Source organism: Streptomyces xingningensis (assembly GCF_054957865.1).
On sequence record NZ_JBDJPF010000054.1, the window covers coordinates 17,004 to 43,347 of the forward strand.

Genomic DNA, 26,344 nt, shown 5'->3' on the forward strand with positions numbered 1-26,344 from the left:
CCGCCGGTCAGGACTTGCCGGACCGGAAGGGAGTGACGGCCACCGTGGCGTCGCACCGAAAGCCCAAGCAGCACCCGCTCGTCGGCGGCACCGCCCGGACGGCGGCCACCCTGGCGCTGGCCGGTGCCGCCACCGCCTCCGCCCTCGAAGGCACCGGCCATGCCGCGCCCCGGCAGACCCCGGAGCAGCTGAAGACGGAGATCTCCCGCTACTACCGGCAGGCCGAAGTGGCGACCGAGCAGTACAACGGAGTGAAGGAGCGGGCCGACCGGGCCCGTTCCGTCCTGGACCGGCTGCAGGACGAGGCGGCCCGCAAGACCGAGCGGCTCAACTCGGCCCGCAACGCCCTGGGGTCGTACGCCGCCGCCCAGTACCGCGACGGAGGCATTCCGTCCACGGTGCGGCTGCTGCTCTCCTCCACGCCGCAGCGCTTCCTGGACCAGGCGTCGCTGGCCGACCGCGAGGGCGAGCAGCAGGCGGCCGCCGTCGACCAGGTCCGCCAGGACCTGCGGGAGGTGCGGCAGGTCCGTACCGTCGCCGAGGCCAAGCTCGGCGAGATCCAGCGGGAACAGTCCGCGCTCGCCGACCACAAGCGCACCATCGAGGCGAAGCTGGAGGCAGCCAAGCGGCTGCTGCCCCAGCTGCCCTCGGCGGACCGGACCGCGGTGGAGAGCGGCGACCCGGCCGCGGCCCCCGCCACGCCCGACAACGCGGCGGCCCGGGCCGCCCGCACGGCGCCGCGCAGCGCCTTGCGGGCGCCTTCGGCGCGCGCCGCACAGGCCGTCGCCTTCGCCTATGCGGCGCTGGGCAAGCCCTATGTGTGGGGGGCGACCGGGCCCTCCGCGTACGACTGCTCAGGGCTGGCGCAGGCCGCCTGGCAGGCGGCGGGCGTATCGCTGCCGCGCACCACCTACACCCAGATCAATGCCGGACAGCGGATCGGCCGGGACCAGCTGGCGCCCGGCGACCTGGTGTTCTTCTACTCCGGCATCAGCCATGTGGGGATCTACATCGGCGGCGGACAGATGATCCATGCCCCGCATCCGGGCGCCCCGGTGCGCATCGCGCCGGTCGACTCGATGCCCTTCGCCGGGGCGGCCCGGCCCGTCTGAGCCGACTCCCGCGCCCTGGTACGCGCTAGTAGGTGACCTGCCGCGTCAGCCACCGGAAGACCTCCGGGACCTGGGTCTTCCACACCGAGGTGCGGTGCCCGCCCGCGCCCGGCGGGATCTTCTCCACCTGCACGGTCGTGGGGGGCTTGGCCGCCTTCTTGAGCGCCATGCCGCCCAGGTAGCCGTCACGCTCCTGGCCGGAGATGAACAGTGCCACCTTGGGCGGGGTCTTGGCTCGCTGGAGCATCTTCAGCGGGTTGTTCTCGTCGCGCAACTGGCGGGACTTGGCGGTGAGCGAGACGCGCTCGCTGATGGGGTCGTTGTAACCGGACAGGCTCACCCCGGCCCGGTAACGGTCCGGGTGGGCGATGGCCAGCTTGGCCGCGCAGTGGGCGCCGGCCGAGTAGCCGGCCACGGCCCAGCCGTCGGGCTTCTCGGCCACCCGGAAGTTGTCGACCACCATCTTGCGGACGTCGAAGCTGAGCCAGGTGTCGGCGTTGACCGTGCCCGGGATGTTGGCGCAGCCGGTGTCGACCCCACTGGTGAGGAGCGTGGTGCGCGGCGCGACGATGATGAACGGAGCGACCTCGCCCTGTTCCATCATCGGCTTGAGCTGGGAGTTGACGTTCAGGCTGCCGAACCACGCCTTGGCCGAACCGGGGAAGCCGGGCAGCACCTCCACCACCGGGAACTTCTTGTGCCTGAACTTGGGGTCGTGGTACTGCGGCGGCAGCCAGACGTAGACCTCGCCCTCGACTCCGGATATCTGGCCCTTGAGCTTCGTCTGCTGAACGCCGTCGCCCATGCGGTCGTCCGAGACGGGCTTGAACTTCTGCCTGACCTTCGGCAAGTCCTTCATCTTCTTGCCGCCGGTGCCGTCCGGCCCGAGGTCCGCGGCGGCCTGGACGTGGTTGCCGGTGCCGAGGAGGTCCTCCCAGTTGTCGTAGAGGCCGTTGGCGTTGTTGACGGCCACAAAGACCATGGCTATCGCGGTCGTCTGGGCGAACAGAAGCATGATGAAGCGGGCCACATGCCGTAGCGGCCGTGGTCCGCCGATTCTGGACCAAAGGACCAGAGGCAGCACAAGGGCGATCACGGTCAAAATGATCGTGGTCAGGAAAAAGGGCGTCCCCGTCAGGCTCATCGGGCTCTCGATCTCCGGATTGTCGGGCCCGGACGGGCCGCGGCCCTGCGTTGTCGAGAGCCTTTCGTTCGATTAGGTAGACGGTACAGCGAACGTGACGGTTCCCCTCAAAGTCCTCAGATCAGGCGGCGGGCCGTCGCCCAGCGGGTCAGCTCATGGCGATTGGACAGCTGCAGCTTGCGCAGTACCGCCGAGACATGGGACTCCACCGTCTTCACGGAGATGAAGAGCTGCTTGGCGATCTCCTTGTAGGCATAGCCGCGGGCGATCAGGCGCAGGACCTCGCGCTCGCGCTGGGTGAGGCGGTCGAGGTCCTCGTCGACCGGCGGGGCGTCAGTGGAGGCGAAGGCATCGAGGACGAAGCCCGCCAGGCGCGGGGAGAAGACGGCGTCGCCCTCCTTGACCCGGAAGATCGCATTGATCAGGTCCGTGCCCGTGATGGTCTTGGTCACATAGCCCCGGGCGCCACCGCGGATGACGCCGATGACGTCCTCGGCGGCATCGGACACCGACAGCGCGAGGAAGCGGACCGGCGCCTCGGCGGCGGTCGTCATCGCGGCGCAGCGGCGCAGCACCTCCACTCCGCCGCCGCCGGGCAGATGGACGTCCAGCAGCACGACCTCCGGACGGGTCGCGGTGATGACGGTGACCGCCTGGTCGACGTCGGCGGCCTCCCCGACGACCTCGACGCCCGTGCGGTCGGTGGCTCCGATCTCGGCCTGCACACCGGTGCGGAACATCCGGTGGTCGTCCACCAGCACGACCCGCGCCCGGCGCTCCACTGGCTCTGCCGCCGTCCCGTTCGTCATGACGTCTGCTCCGCCCTCTCCATCTCCAGCTCCACTTCGGTCCCCCCGTCGGGCACGGACCGCAGCCGCGCCGTGCCGCCGTTGCGCTGCATCCTGCCAATGATCGACTCGCGGACGCCCATCCGGTCGTCGGGCACCGCGTCCACATCGAAGCCGGGCCCCCGGTCGCGCACCGAGATGAAGACCGTACGCCCCTCGACCTCGGCATAGACCTGGACGGCCCCGCCGTCGCCACCGTACTTGGCCGCGTTGACCATGGCCTCGCGGGCGGCTTGCTGCTGTGCCCGCAGCCGCTCGTCGAGCGGGCAGTCGCCGACCACGACGACTTCGACCGGCACCCCGTGGTAGTCCTCGACCTCGGCGGCGGCGGCCCTGACGGCCTCCGCCAGGGTCTCGGGCTCCTCCGCCTCGTCCTTGCCCCGGCCCTCCGGGTTGTAGAGCCAGGCGCGCAGCTCCCGCTCCTGGGCCCGGGCCAGGCGGGCCACTTCGCGGGAGTCCTCGGCATTGCGCTGGATGAGCGTGAGGGTGTGCAGGACGGAGTCGTGGACATGCGCAGCGACCTCGGCCCGCTCCTGGGCGCGGATGCGCATCGTCCGCTCGGCCGAGAGGTCCTGGGTCATCCGCACCACCGAGGGGCCCGCCAGCAGCGCTATGCCGACCAGCACGGCCAGGGACGCCTGCAGCACGGTGCCCAGGTGCTGCGCCGAGCCCTGGAGGACGACGATGCCGGTCACCCCGGCGCCGACCAGCAGGACTCCGGCGGCGCCCCGCGCCAGTGGCAGGACGCGCTTGCGGCGGCTGACCTCCATCCAGTGGGCGCGGCGGGCGTTGTCGGCCTGCCGCCAGACGAGCGCGACGCCCGCTCCTATCAGCAGCAGCGGCCAGACATAGACATTGGCGCGGCCGAGGTGGAGACGCTCGAGAAGGATCGCGGCGCCGACGATCAGCGCGAGGAGGGCGAAGACCTGCCCCCGGTCCGGCTTACGGGCGAACAAGTGTCTGCGCCCGTCGGCGGCGACCTCGCTGTCCACCGCGCGGGGCGCTTCCACCCCGCCGACGCCCAGCGGCACGACGAACCAGAACACCGCATATAGCAAGGCGCCCATGCCCTGCGCCATGAGCAGCGCCAGGAAGAACAGCCGCACCCATGACACGGGCACCCCGAGGTGCCCGGCGAGCCCGCGCGCCACGCCGCCGAGCATGCGCCCCTCGGCGCTGCGGTAGAGCTTGCGCAGGGGGGCGGTGTCGGTGGCGGGCGGCGCGTATGCGGCGCCGGGGCGGGGCTGCGTCGTCGATGCGCCGGTCATGCCTCGATCGTCACATGCCCGGGCCCGCCGCGGTATCGGGGTCGTCCCTGATCAGACCCGGGCTTCCGGCCCCGATGTGTCAGTGCCGATCCCGCATCCGGAACCCGTCGCGCACCGCGTCGAAGACGGGCCGGTGGCGGTCCCAGTCGACGCTGGGGGCGGACAGATAGATGGCGTACTCGTCGCCGCCCGCACGCCCGAAGCCCAGGTCGATGGCCCGGTATTCACGGGCGCGGCCGGTGAAGCTGAACTCCCAGACGGCCGCGGGCCCGCCGCGATAGGTGGTCTCCTGCAACCGGTCCCGCCGATAGCCGCGCACCTTGGTCTTGAGCTGCTCCTCGACGTCCTTCCAGTGCCGGACGTGGTCGGGGCCCGCGAAGTCCAGCACATTGACCCTGAGGCCGACGAGCCCGGTGGGGTCGATATAGCGGACCTCGACCGCCGACTTCTCCCTGCGGGTCCAGCCGTCCGGCACGGGAAAGGAGACGCCGAGCCGCTCCTCGTCGACCAGGTGGTAGCCGCGCGGCGGCGACGGTGCGGCCCGGGACGGGGCCGGGGTACCCGGCCGGGCCGCACCCGAGCCGGTGGGCCGGGGCGCGGGCGTCGCGTCGTCGCCGTCCGGACCGCCGTCCGGGGTCAGGACGTACGCACCCACCGCGAGCCCCGCCGCGGCGACGGCCGCCGCGGCGGCCCACAGCGCGGTGCGGGCCCGGGCGCCGGCCCGCGCGGGCTCCGTCCCGGTCCCGGAGGCGGGCGTCGGCTCGGGGCGGGGCACCGGCCCGGGCCGCTTCATCCGGGCCGTGGTGGGCGTGGCGGCCGGCTCGCGCAGGATCTGTTCAATCAGCTCGGCGGGGGGCCGCAGGTCCGGGTCCTTGGTCAGCAGGGTCACGATCAACCGGGTCAGCGGCCCGGCCTTCAGCGGCGGCTCCAGCGGGTCCGCGGCGATCGCATAGGCCGTCTCGACCGGGGTGTCCCGGTGGAACGGAGTCTGCCCCTCCACCGCCTGGTAGAGGGTGGCGCCGAGAGCCCACAGGTCGGCGGCCGGGCTGGGCTTCGCCCCCTTGACCCGCTCCGGTGCGATGTAGTCGATCGAGCCGACCATCTCGCCGGTCTTGGTCAGGGTGGAGCTCCCGGCCGAGTAGGCGATGCCGAAGTCGGTGAGCACCACCCGGCCGTCCTCGCCGAGCAGCACATTGCCGGGCTTGACGTCGCGGTGCAGCACTCCGGCCGCATGGGCCGCGCGCAGCGCCGCGATCATGCCGCGCCCGATCCGGGCGGTCTCGTCCGGGGAGAGGGTGCCCGCCCTGAGGACATCGCCGAGCGTGGTCGACGGCACATGTTCCATCACGATGCACGGCTGTCCGTCGTCCTCCACCACATCGTGGACGACGACCACATTGGGGTGGCTGATCCGGGCCGCGCTGCGCGCCTCGCGACGGGTCCGCTCGTGGAGGGTCGCGAGCTCGTCGTCCGTCAGGCCGGGCGGGACGTGCAGCTGCTTGACCGCCACCTGACGGGCCAGCAGCTCGTCCTCGGCCCGCCAGACGGTGCCCATGCCGCCGCGGCCTATGCGCTCGAGGAGCCGGTACCGTCCGGCGAGCAGCCGACCGCTGGCTGACTCAGACACCGCACCCCCCGGTTTCCGCCCATGCGTTCGACCAGCAACCCTAACCGGGCCCGCTCTCAGGGGTGATCTCAGGGAACGGCCAGGGTCACCACGGATGCCGCACTCGTGTTCCGGTTGACACCATGTCCCCATGACCGACGCACCTCCCACCGAGAACGCGCAGCCCGCGGACGGCCCCCCGGGTGCCCCGCAGGGCACCTGGGCGCCGCTGCGGCGCAGCCGCGACCACAAGGTGATCTCCGGAGTCTGTGGCGGGCTGGGCCGTTGCTTCGACCTCGACCCGGTGATCTTCCGGGTGATCCTGGGGGTGCTGGCGGCCACCGGCGGCCTCGGGCTGATCGTGTATGGCTTCGCCTGGCTGCTGATCCCGCTGGAGGGCGAGGAGGAGAACGAGGGCCGTCGGCTGCTGTCGGGGCGGATCGAGGGTCCGGCGCTGACGGCGGTGCTGTGCGCGCTGGTGGGGTGCGGGCTGTTCCTGTCGATGCTCAACAACAGCGGCGCCATGGCCTTTTCGCTGATGCTGTCGTTCGCCCTCATAGGCTCGTCCTACTGGTCGCGGCACCGCCGGGTGACCGAGGCCGACGAGGCCGCCCCGGCCGCCGTGTACGGGGCGCCCAAGGCGCAGAAGACCCAGAAACCGGATGCCCCGCCGGAGACGCTGGCACCACCGCCGCCCGGCGCCCCGTCCTGGTGGCGCGACCCGGTCGCCAAGGACGGCGCGCACTCGTCTGCGGGCGCCGACGCGGGATATCTGTGGGGCCCGGACGACGGCCCCTATGATGCGCAGGCCGCCGTCCCGGAGCGGGTGCGCCGGGTCCGCGAGGGGCGGCCGCTCGGCGGCCTGACCACGCTGCTGGCCGCCGTCGCCTGCTGGATCGGCATCGAACTGTCCTGGGGCGGCCGGCCGCTGGGCACCACGCTGGAGATCGGTCTGGCCTGCGCGGTCGGTGTCTACGGCATCGGCCTGGCGGTCAGCTCGTGGTACGGGCGGGTGGGCGGCGGCACGGTCGTCCTCGCGGTGCTGACCGCGGTGCTGCTGACGGGCGCGGCCGCCCTGCCCAAGTCGGTCACCGCCGAGTGGACCCGGTCGACCTGGCGCCCGACCAGCGCGGCCGCCGTACAGCCGGAGTACCGGATCGGCAGCGGCGTCGGCCTGCTCGACCTGACCGGACTGCCCTGGAACAAGCGCGGCGAGCCCAAGAATGTCGGCCCCAAGGACGGCGGGCCGACGGCGCCGACGGTCAGCACGCGCGCCGAGGCGGGTGCGGGGCAGCTGAAAGTCGTCATCCCCGAGGACATCACGGCGGAGCTCACCGTCGAGGTCGGCCTCGGCTACATCCAGCTGCCGGGCACCGGGCGCGGCGATGTGGACATCAAGCCCGCGCAGCGCAAGCACCTGACCCTGAGCCCGCCCGCCGGCCATGCCTCGCGCGGCACGCTGGAGCTGCGGCTCAAGACCGGTATCGGCCAGGTGGAGGTCACCCGTGCGACGCCATGAATCCAACCGCCCTGTTCTCGGTCACCCTGGTCCCGGTCGCCCTGGTCCCGGTCGCCATGGCTTCGAGCCAGGCAGGCTGCTCATCGGCCTGCTGCTGCTGGGCGGCTGCCTGGCCTATCTCGGTGCGGCGGGCGGCTGGTGGCGCTTCCCCACCTATCTGCTGCTGCCCGTGCTGGCCGCCGGTCTGTGCCTCGCCGGCCTCCTCTCCTCGCTCACCTATGCGATACGACGCCGCCGCCGGGCGCGAGGGGCGGACTCCCCCGTCGGAACACCCGACTGAACGGCACCCCAACCATCAGCAACACAGCCTTCAGCCGAACAGTGCGCCCTGCCGGGCGCGCCCCCCGCGGCGCAACCTCACCGCGTCCACCGACAGCAGGGGCGCGCCCCCGATTATCAGCGGCAGCCACGCCATCAGATAGGCGAGGTCATTGCCGTAGTAGTAGGGGGTGGCCACCCAGCTGACCGTCAGCCACAGGCTCAGTGAGATCAGCGCCCCACCGGCCGCCGCGAGGCGGGCGAACACTCCGAACAGGGTGCCGATCCCCACGGCCAGCTCGCCGATGGCAATCGCGTAGCCGAAGCCGACCGGGCTCTTCAGCGCCAGGTCCACCAGGCCCGGGATTGCCGCCGTGCCATGCACCGAGTGCATCAGCTCACCGATCGAGCCCGGCCCGCCGCTCGCCAGGAAGGCGGAATCGGTGAGCTTGTCGAGCCCCGCGTAGAGGAAGGTGACTCCAAGGAAGATCCGCAGTGGAAGCAGTGCATACCGGGATACAGCGGACCGCCGGTCCGCGCCGCCGCCCACCGTCTTCCCGCGTCCCAGGAGTGTCATACCGCCCACCGACCCCTTCGTCCTCGAGCTCCGGCTCCGTCCTGGTGTTCGCCGTCACTCGACCATACGGAAAAGAAGCGTGCCGCGCTCAGCCCTGTGGACGGCCCCGCGCTTGTGGAAAACCGCGTCACCCTCGGCCGGGCCGTTCCTCGGCCTCGGCGCCGCCCCCGCTGATGGGCGGAGGCGGCGTCCGGCGCGGATCAGCCGAGCAGCTCCGGCTCACTGCGGGTGATCTGCTGATACAGCGGCTGGTAGTTGATCCATGCCACCAGGTCGTTGCCCAGCTGGTCACGGGTGTGCTTCGCATTCGCCGAGTCGATGTGCACCGGCTTCCCGGCGGCCTTCGCGGCCAGCTGCACCTGGCACGAGCGCTCCATGGTGATGAACCACCAGGCGGCCGCGTCCACCGAGTCCCCGACGGTCAGCAGCCCATGGTTGCGCAGGATCACGGCCTTGTGGGAGCCGAGGGCGACCGCGATGCGGCGGCCCTCCTCCTCGTCCACCACAACGCCCGTGTAGTCGTCGAAGAGCGCATGGTCCTCGTAGAACGCACAGACGTCCTGAGTGATCGGCTCCAGCAACTCCCCCAGCGCGGACAGCGCCCGGCCATAGGTGGAGTGGCTGTGCGCGGCGGCCACCACATCCGGGCGCGCCCGGTGGATCTGCGAATGGATGGCGAACGCCGCCTGGTTGACATGGTGGCGGCCCTCGACGACCTGCCCCTGGTGGTTCACCATGATCAAGTCGCTGACGGTGATGTGCTTGAAGGACATCCCAAAGGGGTTGACCCAGAAGTGATCCGTGAACTCCGGGTCCCGTGCGGTGATATGGCCCGCAACGCCCTCTTCGAACCCGAACCGCCCGAAGAGCCGCAGCGCCGCCGCGAGGCGCTCCTTGCGGTAACGGCGCTCATCCACAACGGGCTTGTGCTCCGGCGGCATGGCGAACCGGAGCTGATCGGTGGGTATGGGCGCGGGCGGGGTGGGTGCGGTGTGCTGCGGCTCGGACATCGGTGGCGCTCCTCCGGCTGGTCCATGGCTATGGACCGGAAGCTACCGCCGGGTATGGCCGGGGGCCAGGGGCATGCGGGTCAGTTTCCCCTGCCGGGGCGCCTGTTGATGGCGGTGAGGTCGATCTCCATGTCAAACGGGACGGACAGCTTCAGCTGCTCGTGGTAGATGCCGGTCAGGGCGTACACATGGGTGGCCGGGTCCACCTCGTAGACATAGACGACCGGCAGGCCGTCGTTTTCCTCCACGCGCCAGAAATGCCGGATGCCTGCGGCCGCATATTTGAGCGGCTTGGCCTGGCGGTCACGCTCCTCGGAGTCCTCGGATACGACCTCCACGGCGAGGACTACGTCTTCAGGTGCATACCAGGTCTGCTTCGGGCCGATCACCGCATCGGCGCGCACCACCAGGACATCGGGCTCCGGCCGGTCCCGCTTGCTGATCTTGACGGTGATCTCCCGGATGACGTACAGGTCTTCCGGCGCTTGCGCCAACAGAGCGTTGTCCAGCAGACGCATGGCGTACGAGTGAAAGTTTGTCTGCGGACTCACGAAAACCAGACTCCCGTCAATCAGCTCCGTGTGCGGAGGAAGATTCGGAAGCCGATCGAGATCGTCCGCGGTCCAGCCACCCTTGGGCGGACGGGCCCACTCATAGTGCTCGTCCAGCCCGTACTCGTGTGCGGCGCTCATGGTTGCTCCCATGTGACTGAGTCTCGCCTATACGACCACCCTACCGACCGTAAACGGCCTCGCCGCCGCCCGGACGAATGAACGAGCCCCCCGTCATTGACCCACCACCCCCGCCAGCACCTCCACACACTCCCGCGCGAGCGCATGCCCCATCCCCCGCACCGTCACCACCCGCGCCCCTGCGATCACCTGCGCCAGATGGCGCGCATGAGTGGGCGGAAACACCGGGTCGGCGGTCGCCTCGACGACCGTCACCGGCACCGCATTGCGCGCCAGCTCCTCCGTACGCACCAGCCCCGACTGGTCGGCCAGCGCATGCGCGGTCGGTGCCTCATGGTGACCGGTGTGCTCGATGATCCGGCGTTCCAGCTCACGGAACTCCTCGGCATGGAAGGGAAGTTCATCACCGTTGAGCAGCCGCCAGTGCGCCACCCGCCGCTCCAGCTCGTCCTCGGGCCCGCGGTCTTCCACGGGTTGCGACCACAGCTCCAGCAGACGTGGATCCGGGCCCGGCAGCTCCGCCACCGGGGTCCGCGTCCCGTCCGCATCGACCAGCGGCGCCTCGCTGGCCGCGCAGGTACCGATCAGGGTGACGCCGGCCACCCGCTCGGGACGGTCCGCCAGCAGCAGCTGGGCCAGTACCCCGCCCATCGACATGCCGACCAGCTGCGCCCGCTCCACGCCATACGCGTCGAGCACCGCCAGTGCGTCATCGGCGAGATCGGTGATGCGGTACGGGCGTTGCTCGTACGCCCAGGTCGAGCGGCCGGTGTCGCGGTGGTCGTAGCGGATCACCAAGTACCGCTCGGCAAGGACGTCGACCAACTCCTCGGGCCAGGTCAAGCCGGATGCGTTGGCGCCCATGATCAGCAGCAACGGCGGAGCGCCCGCGTCCCCACGGGATTCGGTCCACAGCCGCACTCCGGAGCCCAGGTCGACGGTTCGCATGAAACTCCCCCCACCAGCACGAGACGTTTCGTCTCGCATTCGGAGTTCAGCATACCCAAAACCGCGCCGCCCCTCGCCGTTGTACGGCGAGGGGCGGCGCGGTCAGGCAAGTGGTCACTCCCACTCGATGGTCCCCGGCGGCTTGCTGGTGACATCCAGCACCACGCGGTTGACATCGCGGACCTCGTTGGTGATCCGGGTGGAGATCTTCGACAGCACGTCATAGGGCAGCCGCGACCAGTCGGCCGTCATCGCGTCCTCGGACGAGACCGGGCGCAGCACGATCGGGTGGCCATAGGTGCGGCCGTCGCCCTGGACGCCGACGGAGCGGACGTCCGCGAGCAGGACGACCGGGCACTGCCAGATCTCGCGGTCGAGGCCCGCGGCGGTGAGCTCCTCGCGGGCGATGGCGTCGGCCTCGCGAAGGAGGTCCAGGCGCTCGCGGGTGACCTCGCCGACGATGCGGATGCCGAGGCCGGGACCCGGGAAGGGCTGGCGCTGGACGATCTCGTCCGGCAGGCCGAGCTCCTGGCCGACCATGCGGACCTCGTCCTTGAACAGCTGGCGCAGCGGCTCGACGAGCTTGAACTCGAGGTCCTCGGGGAGGCCGCCCACATTGTGGTGGGACTTGATGTTGGCGGTGCCGGTGCCGCCGCCGGACTCGACGACATCGGGATAGAGCGTGCCCTGGACAAGGAACTCGACGCTCTCGCCGCTCTCGTCGCCCTCGGCGATGATCTCGGCCTGGGTCTGCTCGAAGACCCGGATGAACTCCCGGCCGATGATCTTCCGCTTCTCCTCCGGGTCGCTGACCCCGGCGAGGGCGACCAGGAAGCGCTGCTGCGCGTCCACGACCTTGAGCTGGACGCCGGTCGCGGCCACGAAGTCCTTCTCGACCTGCTCGGTCTCGCCCTTGCGCATCAGGCCGTGGTCGACATAGACACAGGTGAGCTGGGAGCCGATGGCCTTCTGCACGAGCGCCGCGGCGACCGCGGAGTCCACACCGCCGGACAGTGCGCAGATGGCGCGCTTGGTGCCGACCTGCTCGCGGATCGCGGCGACCTGCTCCTCGATCACATTGCCGGTGGTCCAGGTGGGCTCGATGCCCGCGCCGCGGTAGAGGAAGTGCTCCAGGACCAGCTGGCCGTGGGTGGAGTGCATGACCTCGGGGTGGTACTGCACGCCGTAGAGCTTCTTCTCGTCGTTCTCGAAGGCGGCGACCGGTACGACATCCGTGGACGCGCTGACGGTGAAGCCCTCGGGGGCGGCCGAGCAGGCATCGCCGTGCGACATCCACACCGACTGCTCCTCCGGCGTGCCCTCGAAGAGGGTCGAGCCGGGCTTGGAGACGTGCAGCGGGGTGCGGCCGTACTCCCGGGCGCCGGTGTTGTCGACCGTACCGCCGAGGGCGGTGGCCATCAGCTGGAAGCCGTAGCACATGCCGAAGACGGGGACCCCGGCCTCGAAGAGGGAGCGGTCGAGGCGCGGGGCGCCTTCCTCGTAGACCGACGAGGGACCGCCGGACAGAATGATCGCCTTCGGGTTCTTGGCGAGCATCTCGGCCACCGGCATGGTGGACGGGACGATCTCGCTGTAGACCCGGGCCTCGCGGACGCGGCGGGCGATGAGCTGGGCGTACTGCGCGCCGAAGTCGACGACGAGCACCGGCTCCGCGGTGTTGTCGTGGGCGGCGGCTGGGGACGCTGATGGCACTTCGGCGGCCTTCCGGCGGTGAAACGGGGGTTGGACTTTCTATTCTAACGGGCCCATACTGGCCCCCATGTTCAAGCGCTTCAGCACCCTCTTTACCTATGGCACCGGCCCGTCCGGCTGCCACGGTCGTGCTGCTTGAGCCACTGAGCAATACGACTTCACAGGCGCCCCGGGCCGGCCAAGGCCCGGGGCGCCTGTCGTATGTGCGGGGTTCCGGGGCCGGCCGAGGGGCGTGATCCACAAGATCCACAAGATCTCACGAGATCCCCGAGGAGACACGGACATGAGCAACCGGACGGTCACGGACACCGGCGCACGCACCGACAAGGCGGCAGACATGATCACCGGCGCCCGGGAGCGGATCGACGACCTCGACGGCCGGATCATCGGGCTGGTGCAGGAGCGGATGGCCGTCTCGGCGGCGATCCAGCGCGAGCGCATCGGCTCCGGTGGGCGCCGGGTCAACCTGTCCCGCGAGCTGGAGATCCTCAACCACTACCGCGGGCAGCTCGGCAGGAGCGGCACGGCGCTGGCGATGACGCTGCTGGAGCTGTGCCGGGGGCGGGCCTGACGGGCCCGGAGGCCGTGCCGCGCTGCCCCGGGGGACACCCCCGGGCTCCCGGCCGAAACCGCGGATCCCCGGAGGCATCCGGACCGGCATCGCCGGGGAAACAGCCGTAAACCGGGGCCCCGGCCGTCACCCGTACGGCGCGTGACCGCCTCGGGACACCCTTCGTTGGAGACGGTGTCCGCACCAGCCAGGAGCGGCCCTCCCCCAAGCTCTCGGCTCCTTCCCCAGGCTCTCGGCTTCTTCCCCAAGCTCTCGGCTTCGCTCGAGCAGGGGAGACCCCATTGAGCAGGGGAGACCCCATTGAGCAGGGGAGACCCCACTGAGCAGGGGGACCCCCAGAAATCCACGCGTGGTCTCCGCCCCTGTTCATCTGGGCGCCCGCAACGACAGGGCGGATCCACCGGAGTGCGAGACGCGCGATCACGCGCGTCGTGGGACCGCGCTCCGGTGGCGCGGTGGCCGGGCAGCAGGGGACAGCAGCCCGGTCGCCATCCAGGTGCGGTCGGTTCCAGGGACGCCTGGAACCGACCGTATCCGGCCTAAACGGTTGCGTCGGCCGGGCCCATACCCCACGATGCAAAGGGAACACCAAGTCCCTTGCTCCATACCGCCATTGGTCCGACCACTTCTCAGCCTGCGGCGCTCCCCCCGGCGTCGCTCCGCGGCACCGAACCGCCCTGACCTCGGTGCCGGCAGTCAAGGGCCCCGAGGCCGCCCGCACGCCCCCGCGTAGACGGCCCGGGGCCCTTCGCCTGCCGTCGATCACCGGGCGATCACCGGGCGACCTACGCGCGTATGAGATCAATCACATATCGCCCGCCTTGGGTTACATACAACCTTTCGATGGGTCGACTGGTCATCTACGTGCCCCTGCACGGGCCTCACCGCGTTCTCCCCCACGCCGCGGCGGCCTTTCACCCAGGACCCCGGAGAGGTCTCCATGAAGCTTCGCCGCGCTCTGGTGACCGTGGCCGCCACGGCTGCCATCGGTCCCGCCGCGCTCTGTACCGCTCCGTCCGCCTTTGCGGCGCCGGAGTCCCCGGGCGCGACGCCGACCACGACCGCGACTTCCACAACCACATCGACCGCGACGCCCCCATCGACCGCGACCCCGGCCGACGGCAAGACCCCCACGTCGGGGGCGTCGCCCACGGCGTCCCCCACGACGAGCTCCCCGGCACCGACCCGCACGGCGACCGCGTCGCCGTCCGCGACGGCCTCGGCATCCCCCTCCGCGACGGGCACACCGACCCGGACCCAGGACCCCTGCGAGATCGACTCCAGGCTGTTGCGCACCGAACTGCGCGGTCTGGCGGGCGAGATCGTCGCCGGTTCCGGCTGGCACGAGTTCGCCTACCGGGCAACCAACACCTCCGACCGGGAACTGCACTCAGTCGCCGCCTATGTGGAGGCCTACAGCTTCAAGGGCGGCTCCGAGCGGCAGACCAGCGAGCATCTGACGCTGCAGTGGTTCAACCCCGCCGCCGGGCAGTGGCAGACCATTCCCAGGGGGTCCGGCTACTTCGCCGAGGTCCACAGTCTCAAGCCCCGCGAGTACGCCGACGCCCGACTCCGGCTGCGCATCGACGCCAAGGCACCCGCCGGGTACGGGGCCGCGTTCCAGGTCGGTTACTACCAGAACGCCGACCGGAAGTGCGGCTACTCCGAGGGTGCCTACTACCCCTTCGAGGTGCTGGCGGCAGGCAGCAGGCCGGGGAGTGACGGTGATTCCAAGCCGACCGGCCGGCGGCCGGGCCCGTCCGGCGGCGACAACCGGCCCGCCCCGCAGGGCGGTCTGTCGAAGCTGCCGGTCACCGGTGAACTCGCCAGGACCGGCTCCTCGTCCTCGATGCCCACGGTCGCCGCTATCAGCGGGGTCGCCGTGCTGGCCGGTGCGGGGGCGATAGTGGTGGCGCGACGGCGCAAGTCGGCGGGGGACGGCGCATAGTTGAGGCCCGCGCCCCTCGGTCCCGCCCTCGGTACCGCCCTCAATCCCGCTCTCAATCCCTGGACGGGCCGGGGCGCTTCGGCACCTTGGGTACCTCCAGGAACGGCAGGCGCAGTGCGGCGAAGGCGTCGGCCGGCACCGCCGGGTGCCGGGGCTCCACCGCCGCCACCCGCTCATAGCCCCCGCCCTGCGCCGGGCGGGGGTCCACCTCGCCCTTGTTGGGCCAGAACGACATGGCGCGTTCCGCCTGGGCCGTGATGGTCAGGGACGGGTTGACGCCGAGGTTGGCGGAGACGGCCGAGCCGTCGACGACCGAGATGCCCGGGTGGCCGTACAGCCGGTGGTAGGGGTCGATGACCCCGCGCGACCGGTCGGACCCCATGGGGCAGCCGCCCAGGAAGTGGGCGGTGAGCGGGGTGCCGATCAGCTCGCCCACATTGCTGCCCGCGAACCCGTTGATCTCCCGCGCGAGTTGGGTGGCCGCCTCGGTGGCCTCGGGGATCTGCCGGGGGTTGGGGGCACCGTGGCCCTGCCGGGCGGTGAGCAGCCCCCGGCCCGGGCGGCCGGTCCGCCGGTAGGTGGTCAGGGAGTTGTCCAGTGACTGCATCACCAGGCCGATGATGGTGCGCTCGGACCAGCGCCGGTTGGAGAGCGAGCGCAGCAGCAGCAGCGGGTGGCGCACACAGTGGCCCGCGAAGGCCACCGCGCGCGGCGCCCGGCCGCCCACCGGCACCTGCAGGATGGACAGGGCGCCCATCGCATTGGACCCCTTGCCGTAACGGACCGGCTCGATATGGGTGTTGGCGTCGGGGTGCACCGAGGAGGTGATCGCCACGCCCCGGGTGAAGTCGACCGACCGGGCGCCGTGCGCCTTGCGGTAGCGGCGGTCGTCGGTCTGGGCACCGACCAGGGCCTCGGAGTTGGTACGGGTCAGGTGGCCCAGCCGGTCGGAGAGCGCGGGCAGCAGCCCCTTGTCCTTCATGGTGTGCAGCAGTGTCTGGGTGCCATAGGTGCCGGCCGCGAGCACCACCCGTTCCGCGCGCAGCACCCGGGGCTTCGCCCGCCGCCGGTCGGTCGGGACGGTGACCACCCGGTGGCCGCCGTCCGGGTGTTCGCCGACCGCGACCACGGTGGTCAGCGGGTGGATGACGGCCCCGGCCCGCTCGGCGAGGTGGAGGTAGTTCTCGTTGAGGGTGTTCTTCGCGCCGTGGCGGCAGCCGGTCATGCACTCGCCGCACTCGGTACAGGCCCGGCGGCCGGGGCCCGCGCCGCCGAAGTAGGGATCGGGGACCTCCTCGCCGGGCCGGGCGCGCACCGTGCCGTCGCCGTCCCGGCCGTCCCCGAAGAACACCCCTACCGGCGCCGGGTGGAAGGTGTGCCCGATGCCCATCCGTTCGGCCGCCGCCTTGAGGTGGACGTCCGAGGGGGTCATCGTCGGGTTGAGGCGCACCCCCAGCATGCGCCGCGCCTGCTCGTAGTAGGGCGCCAGTTCCCGCTGCCAGTCGGTGATGTCCGCCCACTGCGGGTCGTCGAAGAAGGCCTTGGGCGGTACGTACAGCGTGTTGGCGTAGTTGAGCGAGCCCCCGCCGACGCCGGCGCCCGCCAGGACCATCACCTTGCCGAGCAGGTGGACGCGCTGGATGCCGTAGAGGCCGAGGGCGGGCGCCCAGAGATAGTTGCGCAGGTCCCAGGAGTTCCTGGGGAGGGTGTCGGGGGTGAAGCGGCGGCCCGCCTCCAGCACCCCCACCCGGTAGCCCTTCTCGGTCAGCCGGAGGGCGGACACCGCGCCACCGAACCCCGAGCCGACGACGATGACGTCATAGTCGAACTCCGGCACCTGAAAACCTCCGTGGGTAGTCCCGGTCAGCGCAGGCGAAGGGCCTTCAGCGCCCGCAGCCCGCCCGTCATCAGCCGCGCGTACGCCTGGTCGTCCAGCCCGAAGGACGGGGCCAGCGGCACCAGTCGCTGGTGTGCGACGGTCTGGGCCTCGGTGTATTTGAGAATGCCCGCCGAGCCGTGCCGACGGCCCAGGCCGGACTCGCCCATGCCGCCCATCGGCGCCCGGGCGCTGCCATAGGCGGCCGCATAGGACTCGTTGACGTTGACCGTGCCGGTGCGCAGCCGGGCGGCGATGGCGCGGCCGCGCCGGCCGTCCCTGGTCCAGACGCTCGCATTGAGACCGTACGGGGTGGAGTTGGCCCGGTCGACCGCCTCGCTCTCGTCGTCGAAGCGATAGACGGACACCACCGGGCCGAAGGTCTCCTCGGCGCACACCGCCATGGACTCTTCGACGCCGTCGAGGATGGTCGGCTCGTAGAACAGCGGCCCGAGGTCCGGGCGTTGGCGGCCACCGGCCACCAGCACGGCACCCTTGCCCACGGCCTCGTCGACATGCCGGACGACGGCCGCCAGCTGCCGCTCGGAGGCCAGCGATCCCATGTCGGCGCCATAGGCGAGGGCCGGGCCCAGCCGCATCGCCTTGGTGCGGGCGGCGAAGCGCTCGAGGAAGTCGTCCGCGATCGAGGTGTGCACATACAGCCGCTCGATGGAGATGCACAGTTGGCCCGCGGAGGAGAAGCAGCCGCGTACCGCACCCGCCGCGGCCTTGTCCACATCGGCATCCTGGAGGACCAGCATGGCGTTCTTGCCGCCGAGTTCGAGCGAGCAGCCGACCAGCCGGGCGGCGGCGCCCCGGGCGACCTCGCGGCCGGTGCGGGTGGAGCCGGTGAAGGTGACGTAGTCGGCGTGGGCGACGACGGCGGGGCCCACTACCGGGCCCTCCCCCAGCACGATCTGCCAGGCGGCGGCCGGCAGGCCCGCCTCGATGAGCAGTTGGCGGGCCCACAGGGCGGTGAGCGCCGTCTCGGTGTCCGGCTTCATCACCACGGCGTTGCCGGTCACCAGGGCCGGCAGGGCATCGCCGACGGACAGTTCCAGCGGGTAGTTCCAGGGCGAGATCTGGCCCACCACCCCGCGCGGGCAGCGCAGTTCGGTGACCCTGGTGAGCACCGGCAGCACCCCGGTGTGCCGCTTCGGCCGTACATAGGCGGGGCCCTGGCGCCCGTAGTGACGGGCCGCGACGGCCACCGACTGCACCTCCTCGTGGGCGTGCAGGCGTGCCTTGCCGGTCTCGAGCTGGATCAGGTCCAGGATCTCCGACTGGCGGCTCAGCAGCAGGTCATGGAAGCGCAACAGGACGGCGGCGCGCTGTCGTACGGGCACGGCGGCCCAGTGGCGCTGCGCCTCGCGGGCCCGGACGAACGCCTCGGCGACGTCCTCGGGGGTGGCCTCGGGCAGCTCCGCGAGGACCTTGCCGGTGAACGGCGTGTGGCAGGCGGTGGTGCCGGAGCCGGTCACGCCGTGGGTGAGGCGGGCGACGAGCCCGGGGGTGACCACATCGGCGGCGGTGCGACCGCCGGCCGGTGCGGCCGGATTGCCGCCTGGAACCCTGTCCTCCGGTGGTTGCGCCGCCGTTGAGCCGTGCCGCGAGTCGGTCATGAGGGCGAGCGTAAACGGGCCCCGCACGCTTGGGTACCCGCCAGTAGCCATTTTTCACGGATGGAGGGGCTCATCGGTGGAGGGGCTCACCGATGGAAGGGGTTCGCCGGCGGACAGGTTCACCGGCGGTCAGGAGATCGGTTCGGTGCGGACGAAGGTCGACAGCGCGGTTTCGAACTCCCGGTGTCCCTGCGCCGACTTGGCCACCCGCGAGGAGACCCACAGGTCGTACATCTTGTCCGCCTCGTTCCAGCTGATGTCATAGGTGTGGCGGGGGCCCGGCATCTCGTCATTGCCGTTCCAGGTGAACTCCCAGGAGGCGGCGTCCTTTCCGTTGTGCCTGGTCGGCGCGGTCCGGCCGTCCCGGTAGCCGGGGTACTCGTCCGGGGCGCCGGCGGCCAGCCTGCGCATCACGGCGGCCGGGCCGCCGTCCACCGGGTCCTGGATGAGCACGCCGATGCGGAACTCCCCGTCGGGCGACTTGTAGAAGACCCGCGGCGGTTCCAGCGAGCGGACATACCCGTCGGGGACGGCGAACGAGAAGCCCGCCGGGTCCTGCACCAGGTGGTAGCCGTCCGGGGCGGCGGCCCCGGTGGTGGCCGGGGCTCCGGTCCGCGGCGCGGACGGAGCGCCCGCCGCGCCGGGGACGCCCGCCGAAACGCCCGCCGAGCGGGCCGGTTTGGCGTCCTGCCGGGCGTCGTCGTCCTTGTCCATCAGCAGAGTGGCCGCGCCGGCGCCCAGCCCGGCGAGGGTCACCAGTGCCAGGGCCGCCAGGAGCGCGGTACGCACCCGGGCGGCACGGGTCCGGGGCGGCGGGTCCGCGGCGGGCGGAGGTGCCGTGGACGGGGGTGCCGTGGGCCGGGGCACCGGAGTGGGCACGCTGCGCTGGGTCGGGCTGTAGTGGACGGAGCCGGTGGGCACCCGCCCCGTCTCCAGGTAGGCGAGCAGCAGCCGCTCCGCCTCGTCCGCGCCCAGCCGCCGCTCCGGGTCGCGCTCCAACAGGCCCCGGACGACCGGCAGCAGCGGCCCGGCGCACTCCGGCGGGCGGATCTCGTCATAGACCACCGCGTGCAGGATGCCGCCGAGGGAGTCGCGGTGAAACGGCGATGCGCCGCTGAGCGCCGTGCACAGCAGCACGCCCAGCGACCACAGGTCCGACTCCGGCCCCGCCCGGCCGCCCGACATCCGCTCCGGCGCGGTGTATTCCGGCGAGCCGACGAAGGCCCCGGCCTCCGTGATGGTGGTGGCTCCGGGCACCCGGGCGATGCCGAAGTCGGTGAGCACCACCCGGCCGGTGCCCGCCTCCAGGAGGACGTTCGGCGGCTTGATGTCCCGGTGCAGCACCCCGCGGGCGTGGGCCGCGCGCAGCGCGCCCAGCATGGCGACCCCGATCCGGGCCGCTTCCCGGGCGTCGAGGGGGCCGTCGGCCGCCAGCCGATCGGACAGCGAACAGCCGTCCACCAGCTCCATGACGATCCAGGGCCGCCCGTCCTGCTCGACGATGTCGTGCAGGACCATCACATTCGGATGTTTGATCAGCGCCACCGTGCGGGCCTCGCGCAGCGTCAGGTCGCGGTGGCCGGCCGAGGCACCGTCGTCGATGTGCAGCTCCTTGACCGCCACTTCACGGCCGAGCAGCTCATCGGTGGCACGCCATACGGTGCCCATGCCACCGCGTCCGATCTGCTGCCCGAGCCGGTAGCGGCCCGCGATCACATCGCCCTGTGCGCCGCCGTGTGCAGCGAAGCTCCCCATGGCCACATCTTGCCCCACGGGGTCGTCGCGCGGGGGTGCGGCGGCGGGCGGGCGCGGTCAGCCGGCGGACGCCGGCCGGTGGTTGACCCACACCGTCCGATAGGGGGCCAGGGCCTGCCGGCGGGCGATGAAGGACTGCAACTCCGCCAGGCCGGACAGCGCCTGCAGGGTCTCGAGGTCCTTGCAGGTGATCTGGGCGACCGCATCGGCGGCGAACACCGGTGCGTACTCGTCCATGGGCAGCGGCAGATGGAGCTGGTGGGTGAACTCCTCGGCGAGCCCGGACCGCATGACGATGTCGTGCAGTTCGGTGAAGAAGCCGCCGCGGTCCTGCTCGGTCATGGACGGGGAGAATGCGTAGATCAGCGTGTGGAGGATCATGCCCGGAAGTCCATCACCGGGCCCGGGACTTCGGCCAAGAACCGTTCGGTCTCGGTCGATACCCTTATGGAATGGACCAGCTGGAGACACGAGAGCTCGCCTGTTTCCTGGCGGTGGCCGAGGAACTGCATTTCGGCAGGGCCGCCGCCCGGCTGGGGATCGCCCAGCCCGGGCTGTCCAGGACCATCCGGCGGCTGGAGCGCCGCATGGGCGTCCAGCTGCTCGAACGCGACAGCCGCAGCACCGCTTTGACCCCGGCCGGTGAGGTACTGGCCCGCGAAGGCCGGCTGGCGCTGGACGCGGTCGCCGCCGCCGTGCACCGGACGCGGCGGGCGGCCGGGCAGCACGGTCCGGCTCTGCGGCTGGTGATGAAGGCGGGCGGGGACGGCGGGCTGCTGCCCGGGATCCTGGCCGCCCATGGCGGCGAACCCGACGCGCCGGCGGTCGAGGTGGTCCTCGCGGACTCCGGTGACCGGGCGCGCATGCTGCGGGCCGGGGAGGCGGACGCGGCACTGCTGCACAGCCCGCTGGACGATCTGCGGGGCCTCGACTTCGAGGAGTTGCTGGTCGAGCCGAGGGTCGCGGTGCTGCCCGGAGAACACCCGCTGGCCGGGCGGGCGTCCCTGCGGCTGGCCGAGCTGCGCGGTGAGCCCCTGCCGCGGTGGCACGGACTGCCCCTGGGCGGGGCGGCGGACGGAATGCCGGGCCGCGCGACCGGGCCGGAGGTGAGTGACCTGGTGCAGCTGGTCCAGCTGATCACTCTCGGCCGGACCGTGGCGGTGCTGCCGGAGTCCGTCCTCGCGCCCCTGCGCCACGGCCTGGTGTGCGTGCCGGTGACCGATGCCGCGCCGAGCACCCTGGTGCTGGCGTGGCCGGAACACAGCCGCTCCCTGGCCGTCGCGGCCTTCGCCCGGACGGCCGGTGCCGTCGCGGCCCGCCGGTGGGGTACGGGTGCCGTCGGCTGAGCCGGATGCCTTGCCCGGATGCCTTGCCCGGGTGCCTTACCGCCGCCCGAACGCCGCGGTCGCCATGCGGGAGAGATGCGGCGGCCCGGCTTCGCCGGCCGGCTCCGCGAGGTTGAGCGAGCAGACCAGGCGGCGGGAGAGATCGCGGGTGGCGAAGACCCCGTGCGCATGACCGGCTCCGGCGGCCGTCACCCCCCGGATCTCCGTGCCGCCCGGCAGCACCAAACGCTCGAACAGCGCGTCCTGCTGCTCCGGCGGGAGCAGTCGGCCCCCCAGCAGCCCGGTCACCAAGCGGTCCAGATCGGCCGCCGTGGAGACCATGCCGCCCCGCGCCCAGTCCTCCGGCGCGGCCGTCCCGCCCAGGCCCAGGGGCTTGATGACACGGGACCGTATTTCCTGTGCGCAGGAGCGGCCGGTCGTCTCCTCGATGAACGCCGCGGCCGCGGGGAAGTCGGTGGCCTGGTGGAGCAGTGCCCCGGCCGCCGCCGGATCGGCACGGTGCTCCACCGCCAGCCGCAGCAGCACCGTGCCGGTGAAGAGCCGGGTGAGACCGCCGATCCGGAACGGCGCACCGGAGCGCACCGGTTCCCCCGTGCCCCGGTCGGCCACCCCGGACGCGCCCCACCAGTGCCCGTCCGCCCCGGCGACGCGTATCAGCGCCCCCGTCACCTCGCCGCCGGGCAGCTCGTCCATCGCCCGCCGCAGCGCCTCCCGGTCGAGCGGCGGCACGGCACCGGCGGGATCGGCGCTCGCGCCGCCAACCGCGGCCAGCAGTGCGGCACTTGCTGCCCCGAGCCAGCTGCCACGGCGGCCGGTCGGGCTGGCGTTCGGCTTCGTGATCGTCATGCTGATCAGTCTGTCGAGCCGGGGCCGTCGTCCCATCCGGGGCAGCCCCCACTCACCCCTGACCTCCCCTCGGGGTTCCCCCGGAGGCACCACCCCGGCACAAGGCCGGGGGAACGCCGGGGAACGCCGGGGGAACGCCGAGGAACTAGGTCAGGATTTGACCTGGGTGGCCTCTACGCTCCCCCCATGAGCAGCTCCCGCCCCCGTATCACCGACGAACAGCGCCGGGCCCGTCTCGGCCGACGGCACCTTCTCGCACCCGAGCACCACGCCGCCTCCGTCGAGGAGGTGGCCGACGCCCTGGTGGGGCTGCACGCCACGGACGCGGCGACCGTATATCTGTCCGCCTGCGCCCGGTTGGCCGAGCCGTCGGCGGCGGAGGTGGAGCGGGGGCTGTACGAGGATGTGACGCTCGTCAAGCTGCTCTCCATGCGGCACACCCTGTTTGCCGTGACGACCGGGCTCGCCCCGTACGTCAGCTCCTCGACGGCCCGGGCGATCGCCGCCCGGGAACGCCGGAACCTGCTGAAGTTCCTGCGCGAGAACGCCGAGGACCCCTCGCGCTGGGACGAGGACGGGCTCGCCGGGACCGAGCGCGAGGTCCTCGCGGCGCTCGCCGAGCACGGCGAGGCCACCACGGCCGAGCTGGGCAAGGCCGTACCGGCCCTGCGGGAGACGATCGTCGTGGCACGGGGCAAGCCGTACGAGGCCCGGCAGAGCGTGGGCAGCCGGGTGCTGCGGCTGCTGGCCTCCGACGGGCACGTGCGGCGGGCCCGTCCGCGCGGGTCCTGGACCAGCAGCAGCTATCCCTGGGCGCCCGCGCCCCGGCTGCCGGAGCTGCCGGTGCGGGAGGCGAAGACGGAGCTGGCACGGCGCTGGCTCGCCTCCTACGGCCCGGCGACGGAGGCGGACCTGAAGTGGTGGACCGGCTGGACGCTGGGCGACACCCGCAAGGCGATCGCCGAGGCCGGCGCGGTGGAGGTGGAGCTGACGGCGGGCACCGGCTGGGCCCTGCCCGGCGACCTGGACCACCCCGGCCCCGCGGGGCGGCCCGCCCCGTGGGCGGCCCTGCTGCCCGGGCTCGACCCGACCGCCATGGGCTGGCGCGACCGCGACTGGTATCTGTCCCCGGCCGACATCCCGGCGCTCTTCGACCGCGCGGGCAACATCGGCCCCACCGTGTGGTGGAACGGCCGCATCGTGGGCGGCTGGGCGCAGCGCGCCGACGGCGAGGTGGTGTGGCGGGCGCTGACGGACCCGGGGCGGGAGGCGGCCGCGGCGATCGAAGCGGAGGCCGGGCGGCTGTCCGGCTGGCTCGGGGCGGTGCGGGTGACGCCACGGTTCCGGACGCCGCTGGAGCGGGAGTTGACGCGGTAGCCCACCCCGCGGGCACGGGGGGCGCGAGGCGTGGGCGGAATGCGCCCGTTCCGGGCAGGATGACCTCATGCGGGCGCAACCCGCCGCTTGACCCACCGCGTCATGTACCGAGGGGTGGACGTGGCCGAGAACCGTACCCATGGCATACCGGCGCCCGAGCCGGCCGACTTCGCGACGCGGCTGGCCGGGGCGCGGCACACGCTGGCCACCGGCGCCGCCGAGGACGCGGCCGCGCTGTTCCGCGCCGTACGGGAGGCGGCGGCCGCGCTCGCGCTGGTGTCCGAGCAGGCCGCCGCGCTCCAGGGGCTGGGGGACTGTGCCCTGGAATCCGGCGAACTGACCGATGCCCGCGACCACTTCGCGGAGGCCGAACTGCTGCTCGCCGACGAGCCGTTGCCGCGCCGGGTCCCGGCGCTGCGCGGCCGCGCCACCGCACATCTGCTGGCGGGCGAACTGCGCTACGCCTGCCACCTCCTGGAGACGGCCATCGAGGAACTGGCCGCCTCCGGACCGCATGCCCCGGACACCCTGCTGCCGCTCTACACCGCGGCCATCGCCCCGTATATGGACATGGGGGCGCATGCGCGCGCCGCGCACGCCGCGGCGCGGGCACTCGCCCTCGCGCCTCGGGTGGACAACCCTGCGCTGGTGGCGGGCACCCACCGGGGAGTGGCCCGCGCCCTGATCGCCGCGGGCCGGATCGCGGAGGCCCATGTCTCGCTGGCCAAGGCCCAGGGGCTCTGTGAACGGTTGCACAGCCGCACCGAACTGGCGCACTGTCACTGGATGCGCGGCTATGCGCACGCGCAGGACGGCAGTCTGCGCACGGCGGAACACGAACTGCGCACCGCCCGCGACATGCTGGCCGCCAAGCGCGCCGCGCTGTTCACCGGGCAGGTCGAGGTGGAGCTGGCGGACGTCCTGCGGCGGCGGGGCAAGGCGGCCGAGGCGGTGGAACTGCTGCGCCCGCTGCTGGCGGGGTCGGCCCTCGGGGCCGACCGGGGCGCGGTGCACGCGGGCGGCGCGCACCGGCTGCTGGGGCTGTTCGCGGAGGAGCGCGGCGATACCGAGGCGGCCGAGGAGCACTATTGCGCGGCGCTCTCCCTGCTGGAGCGGACCGGTGCGGCGGGCGACCTCACCGATCTGTGCCGGCTGCTGGGCGATCTGCTGCGGCGTGGCGGCCGTACGGACGCGGCGCTGGACGCCTACCGCACCGGGCTGGGCCACCGGCCGCCGCCCGGCACCACCACGCTGGGCCCGGCCGCGCCGTCGCCACCGTACCGGCCGTGGGGCTAGGGGGTGCCGAAGATCTAGGCGGTGTGCGGGGCCAGCAGCCGGTCCCAGCCGCGCCGCAGGTCGCGGTACTCGTCGCGGCACTGCTCGGCCCGCTCGTCGCTCAGCAGCGTGCCGTCGACAAGCTCCTTGCTGCGGCGGTCGGTGGGCGCGGCGCCATACAGGTAGCAGCGGTAGTTGGCGGCGCGGACGGCGTCCGGCGCATGCTCGTCGGAGGGGTCGTAGTCCTCGGGGTCGCCGTCCTCGGCCTCCTGCGCGTAGTTGTCGGCGGCGGCCAGCAGCGCGGCCCGGCCCCCGGCGCCCTGCGGGATCATCCGGTACGCCGCGAACTGGTCGGCGACGTCCTCCTCATGGCCGGTGAAGGCCAGCTCCAGCTGGTGGATGAGGCCGTGGGCGGCCTCGTGGTAGAGCGACTCGGTGACGACTCCGGCGGTCTGCCGGTCGGGGTCGGGGGCCTTGGCGTCCTCGAACGCCGAGCGAACGTCGGCTATGTAGTCGTAGCAGAGGACGATCCGGCCGGTGTCCGGGTCGTACTCGGGGTAGTTGTCCCCCCGGCAGCTACGGCCCACTATCTCGATCCGCTTCGACAGGCGCAGGGCGCCGTTGAGGTCCTCGGCCACCTTCTCCGGCAGCTTGCGGTCCCGCAGAAAGGCCCGCTCGTCGGCGCCGCCGCGCCCCGGTGCCTCGTAGGAGACGGACAGACCGCCGCTCGCGCCACGGGAGTCGGAGGACGCGGGCTTGCCGCTGCAGGCCGTGGCCAGCAGCGCGCAGACGGTGGCGGTGACGAGCGTACGGGCCTGCCGGACACGGGCCGGCCTGCGGGACACGGCCCCGGGGTGATGCAGCATGTACAGCACTCTGCCTGACGGCCGGCCAGGAGGGGAAATCCGCCGGCCCGGCTGCCGGTGGAGTATCAGGCTCCGCTTTTCTCGGGCCAGTGCGGCAGGCTGGAGGTGCGGCGGCACCGTGGCAGACGACGACTTCCGGTGCGAAGACCGCGAAGGCGCAGAAACGC

Annotated in this window: 23 protein-coding genes; 8 read left to right on the plus strand and 15 right to left on the minus strand. The window is 72.3% G+C overall.

Features of this window, described 5'->3' with window-relative positions:
- The first annotated feature begins 44 nt into the window (after positions 1–44).
- The gene (locus ABCR83_RS24460; RefSeq protein WP_462697321.1) at positions 45–1,112 is read left to right on the plus strand and encodes a C40 family peptidase; all 1,068 of its coding nucleotides are present in this window, start codon (positions 45–47) and stop codon (positions 1,110–1,112) included.
- 25 nt (positions 1,113–1,137) lie between these two features.
- On the opposite strand, the gene ABCR83_RS24465 is transcribed toward ABCR83_RS24460, so the two are convergent.
- From ABCR83_RS24465 to ABCR83_RS24480, 4 genes are all read right to left on the minus strand, one after another.
- On the minus strand, positions 1,138–2,142 hold the full coding sequence (locus tag ABCR83_RS24465; RefSeq protein ID WP_462697322.1) for an alpha/beta hydrolase: 1,005 nt from the start codon (positions 2,140–2,142) through the stop codon (positions 1,138–1,140).
- A 230-nt stretch (positions 2,143–2,372) separates the two neighbouring features.
- Entirely contained in the window at positions 2,373–3,065 is a 693-nt protein-coding gene (locus ABCR83_RS24470; protein ID WP_462697323.1) for a LuxR C-terminal-related transcriptional regulator, read from the minus strand.
- The gene (locus ABCR83_RS24475) at positions 3,062–4,372 is read right to left on the minus strand and encodes a PspC domain-containing protein (RefSeq protein ID WP_462697324.1); all 1,311 of its coding nucleotides are present in this window, start codon (positions 4,370–4,372) and stop codon (positions 3,062–3,064) included. The genes ABCR83_RS24470 and ABCR83_RS24475 overlap by 4 nt, the downstream gene beginning before the upstream one ends.
- Before the next feature lie 79 nt (positions 4,373–4,451).
- A complete protein-coding gene (locus ABCR83_RS24480; protein ID WP_462697325.1) occupies positions 4,452–5,999 on the minus strand; it encodes a serine/threonine-protein kinase in 1,548 nt (515 codons plus the stop codon).
- Between the two features lie 130 nt (positions 6,000–6,129).
- Here ABCR83_RS24480 and ABCR83_RS24485 point away from each other — a divergent pair, with 130 nt between their 5' ends.
- On the plus strand, positions 6,130–7,497 hold the full coding sequence (locus tag ABCR83_RS24485; protein WP_462697326.1) for a PspC domain-containing protein: 1,368 nt from the start codon (positions 6,130–6,132) through the stop codon (positions 7,495–7,497).
- Positions 7,484–7,777 (plus strand): hypothetical protein, encoded by a 294-nt coding sequence (locus ABCR83_RS24490; RefSeq protein WP_462697327.1) that lies wholly within the window; start codon positions 7,484–7,486, stop codon positions 7,775–7,777. The genes ABCR83_RS24485 and ABCR83_RS24490 overlap by 14 nt, the downstream gene beginning before the upstream one ends.
- 30 nt (positions 7,778–7,807) lie before the next feature.
- On the opposite strand, the gene ABCR83_RS24495 is transcribed toward ABCR83_RS24490, so the two are convergent.
- The 5 genes from ABCR83_RS24495 to guaA form a co-directional block, all read right to left on the minus strand.
- Positions 7,808–8,332, minus strand: a complete 525-nt coding sequence (locus ABCR83_RS24495; protein WP_462697328.1) for a DoxX family membrane protein — start codon at positions 8,330–8,332, stop codon at positions 7,808–7,810.
- Positions 8,333–8,532: 200 nt separating this feature from the next.
- Entirely contained in the window at positions 8,533–9,342 is an 810-nt protein-coding gene (locus ABCR83_RS24500; RefSeq protein WP_462697329.1) for a class II aldolase/adducin family protein, read from the minus strand.
- An 80-nt stretch (positions 9,343–9,422) separates the two neighbouring features.
- Positions 9,423–10,034, minus strand: coding sequence for a Uma2 family endonuclease (locus ABCR83_RS24505; protein ID WP_462697330.1), 612 nt, complete (start codon positions 10,032–10,034; stop codon positions 9,423–9,425).
- A gap of 93 nt (positions 10,035–10,127) precedes the next feature.
- Positions 10,128–10,982 carry an alpha/beta fold hydrolase gene (locus ABCR83_RS24510; protein ID WP_462697331.1) on the minus strand — a complete coding sequence of 285 codons (855 nt, stop codon included), beginning with the start codon at positions 10,980–10,982 and terminating at the stop codon, positions 10,128–10,130.
- 114 nt (positions 10,983–11,096) lie between these two features.
- The gene (guaA, locus tag ABCR83_RS24515) at positions 11,097–12,695 is read right to left on the minus strand and encodes a glutamine-hydrolyzing GMP synthase (protein ID WP_462697332.1); all 1,599 of its coding nucleotides are present in this window, start codon (positions 12,693–12,695) and stop codon (positions 11,097–11,099) included.
- A 283-nt stretch (positions 12,696–12,978) separates the two neighbouring features.
- Here guaA and ABCR83_RS24520 point away from each other — a divergent pair, with 283 nt between their 5' ends.
- Entirely contained in the window at positions 12,979–13,266 is a 288-nt protein-coding gene (locus ABCR83_RS24520) for a chorismate mutase (RefSeq protein ID WP_462697333.1), read from the plus strand.
- 940 nt (positions 13,267–14,206) lie between these two features.
- On the plus strand, positions 14,207–15,214 hold the full coding sequence (locus tag ABCR83_RS24525; RefSeq protein ID WP_462697334.1) for an LAETG motif-containing sortase-dependent surface protein: 1,008 nt from the start codon (positions 14,207–14,209) through the stop codon (positions 15,212–15,214).
- A 52-nt stretch (positions 15,215–15,266) separates the two neighbouring features.
- Here the strand turns inward: ABCR83_RS24525 and ABCR83_RS24530 are convergent, their stop codons facing one another.
- From ABCR83_RS24530 to ABCR83_RS24545, 4 genes are all read right to left on the minus strand, one after another.
- Positions 15,267–17,051 (minus strand): GMC oxidoreductase, encoded by a 1,785-nt coding sequence (locus ABCR83_RS24530; RefSeq protein WP_462697335.1) that lies wholly within the window; start codon positions 17,049–17,051, stop codon positions 15,267–15,269.
- A 26-nt stretch (positions 17,052–17,077) separates the two neighbouring features.
- Positions 17,078–18,712 carry a succinic semialdehyde dehydrogenase gene (locus ABCR83_RS24535; RefSeq protein WP_462697336.1) on the minus strand — a complete coding sequence of 545 codons (1,635 nt, stop codon included), beginning with the start codon at positions 18,710–18,712 and terminating at the stop codon, positions 17,078–17,080.
- 129 nt (positions 18,713–18,841) lie between these two features.
- Complete coding sequence (locus ABCR83_RS24540; RefSeq protein WP_462697337.1) at positions 18,842–20,467, minus strand: serine/threonine-protein kinase; 1,626 nt, start codon at positions 20,465–20,467, stop codon at positions 18,842–18,844.
- A 57-nt stretch (positions 20,468–20,524) separates the two neighbouring features.
- Positions 20,525–20,848 (minus strand): hypothetical protein, encoded by a 324-nt coding sequence (locus tag ABCR83_RS24545; protein WP_462697338.1) that lies wholly within the window; start codon positions 20,846–20,848, stop codon positions 20,525–20,527.
- Between the two features lie 71 nt (positions 20,849–20,919).
- Between ABCR83_RS24545 and ABCR83_RS24550 the strand changes: the two genes are divergently transcribed.
- Positions 20,920–21,813 (plus strand): LysR family transcriptional regulator, encoded by an 894-nt coding sequence (locus tag ABCR83_RS24550; RefSeq protein WP_462697339.1) that lies wholly within the window; start codon positions 20,920–20,922, stop codon positions 21,811–21,813.
- A gap of 36 nt (positions 21,814–21,849) precedes the next feature.
- Here ABCR83_RS24550 and ABCR83_RS24555 read toward each other — a convergent pair whose 3' ends face one another.
- Positions 21,850–22,659, minus strand: a complete 810-nt coding sequence (locus ABCR83_RS24555) for a serine hydrolase domain-containing protein (protein WP_462697340.1) — start codon at positions 22,657–22,659, stop codon at positions 21,850–21,852.
- Between the two features lie 186 nt (positions 22,660–22,845).
- On the opposite strand from ABCR83_RS24555, the gene ABCR83_RS24560 reads away from it, so the two are divergent.
- Both ABCR83_RS24560 and ABCR83_RS24565 read left to right on the plus strand, forming a co-directional pair.
- Positions 22,846–24,036 (plus strand): winged helix DNA-binding domain-containing protein, encoded by a 1,191-nt coding sequence (locus ABCR83_RS24560; protein ID WP_462697341.1) that lies wholly within the window; start codon positions 22,846–22,848, stop codon positions 24,034–24,036.
- Between the two features lie 102 nt (positions 24,037–24,138).
- Complete coding sequence (locus tag ABCR83_RS24565) at positions 24,139–25,332, plus strand: tetratricopeptide repeat protein (RefSeq protein ID WP_462697342.1); 1,194 nt, start codon at positions 24,139–24,141, stop codon at positions 25,330–25,332.
- Positions 25,333–25,346: 14 nt separating this feature from the next.
- Here the strand turns inward: ABCR83_RS24565 and ABCR83_RS24570 are convergent, their stop codons facing one another.
- Entirely contained in the window at positions 25,347–26,177 is an 831-nt protein-coding gene (locus ABCR83_RS24570; RefSeq protein WP_462697343.1) for a DUF4344 domain-containing metallopeptidase, read from the minus strand.
- Positions 26,178–26,344: the final 167 nt, after the last annotated feature.

Bases quoted from the DNA above. Each gene is read 5' to 3' on its own strand.
- ABCR83_RS24485 (WP_462697326.1), top strand. From the start codon at position 6,130: ATGACCGACGCACCTCCCACCGAGAACGCGCAGCCCGCGGACGGCCCC.
- ABCR83_RS24540 (WP_462697337.1), bottom strand. From the start codon at position 20,467: ATGGGGAGCTTCGCTGCACACGGCGGCGCACAGGGCGATGTGATCGCG.
- ABCR83_RS24565 (WP_462697342.1), top strand. From the start codon at position 24,139: ATGTACCGAGGGGTGGACGTGGCCGAGAACCGTACCCATGGCATACCG.
- ABCR83_RS24545 (WP_462697338.1), bottom strand. From the start codon at position 20,848: ATGATCCTCCACACGCTGATCTACGCATTCTCCCCGTCCATGACCGAG.
- ABCR83_RS24555 (WP_462697340.1), bottom strand. From the start codon at position 22,659: ATGACGATCACGAAGCCGAACGCCAGCCCGACCGGCCGCCGTGGCAGC.
- ABCR83_RS24550 (WP_462697339.1), top strand. From the start codon at position 20,920: ATGGACCAGCTGGAGACACGAGAGCTCGCCTGTTTCCTGGCGGTGGCC.
- ABCR83_RS24475 (WP_462697324.1), bottom strand. From the start codon at position 4,372: ATGACCGGCGCATCGACGACGCAGCCCCGCCCCGGCGCCGCATACGCG.
- ABCR83_RS24560 (WP_462697341.1), top strand. From the start codon at position 22,846: ATGAGCAGCTCCCGCCCCCGTATCACCGACGAACAGCGCCGGGCCCGT.
- ABCR83_RS24470 (WP_462697323.1), bottom strand. From the start codon at position 3,065: ATGACGAACGGGACGGCGGCAGAGCCAGTGGAGCGCCGGGCGCGGGTC.
- ABCR83_RS24570 (WP_462697343.1), bottom strand. From the start codon at position 26,177: ATGCTGCATCACCCCGGGGCCGTGTCCCGCAGGCCGGCCCGTGTCCGG.
- ABCR83_RS24510 (WP_462697331.1), bottom strand. From the start codon at position 10,982: ATGCGAACCGTCGACCTGGGCTCCGGAGTGCGGCTGTGGACCGAATCC.
- ABCR83_RS24495 (WP_462697328.1), bottom strand. From the start codon at position 8,332: ATGACACTCCTGGGACGCGGGAAGACGGTGGGCGGCGGCGCGGACCGG.
- ABCR83_RS24535 (WP_462697336.1), bottom strand. From the start codon at position 18,712: ATGACCGACTCGCGGCACGGCTCAACGGCGGCGCAACCACCGGAGGAC.
- ABCR83_RS24505 (WP_462697330.1), bottom strand. From the start codon at position 10,034: ATGAGCGCCGCACACGAGTACGGGCTGGACGAGCACTATGAGTGGGCC.
- ABCR83_RS24525 (WP_462697334.1), top strand. From the start codon at position 14,207: ATGAAGCTTCGCCGCGCTCTGGTGACCGTGGCCGCCACGGCTGCCATC.
- ABCR83_RS24520 (WP_462697333.1), top strand. From the start codon at position 12,979: ATGAGCAACCGGACGGTCACGGACACCGGCGCACGCACCGACAAGGCG.
- ABCR83_RS24500 (WP_462697329.1), bottom strand. From the start codon at position 9,342: ATGTCCGAGCCGCAGCACACCGCACCCACCCCGCCCGCGCCCATACCC.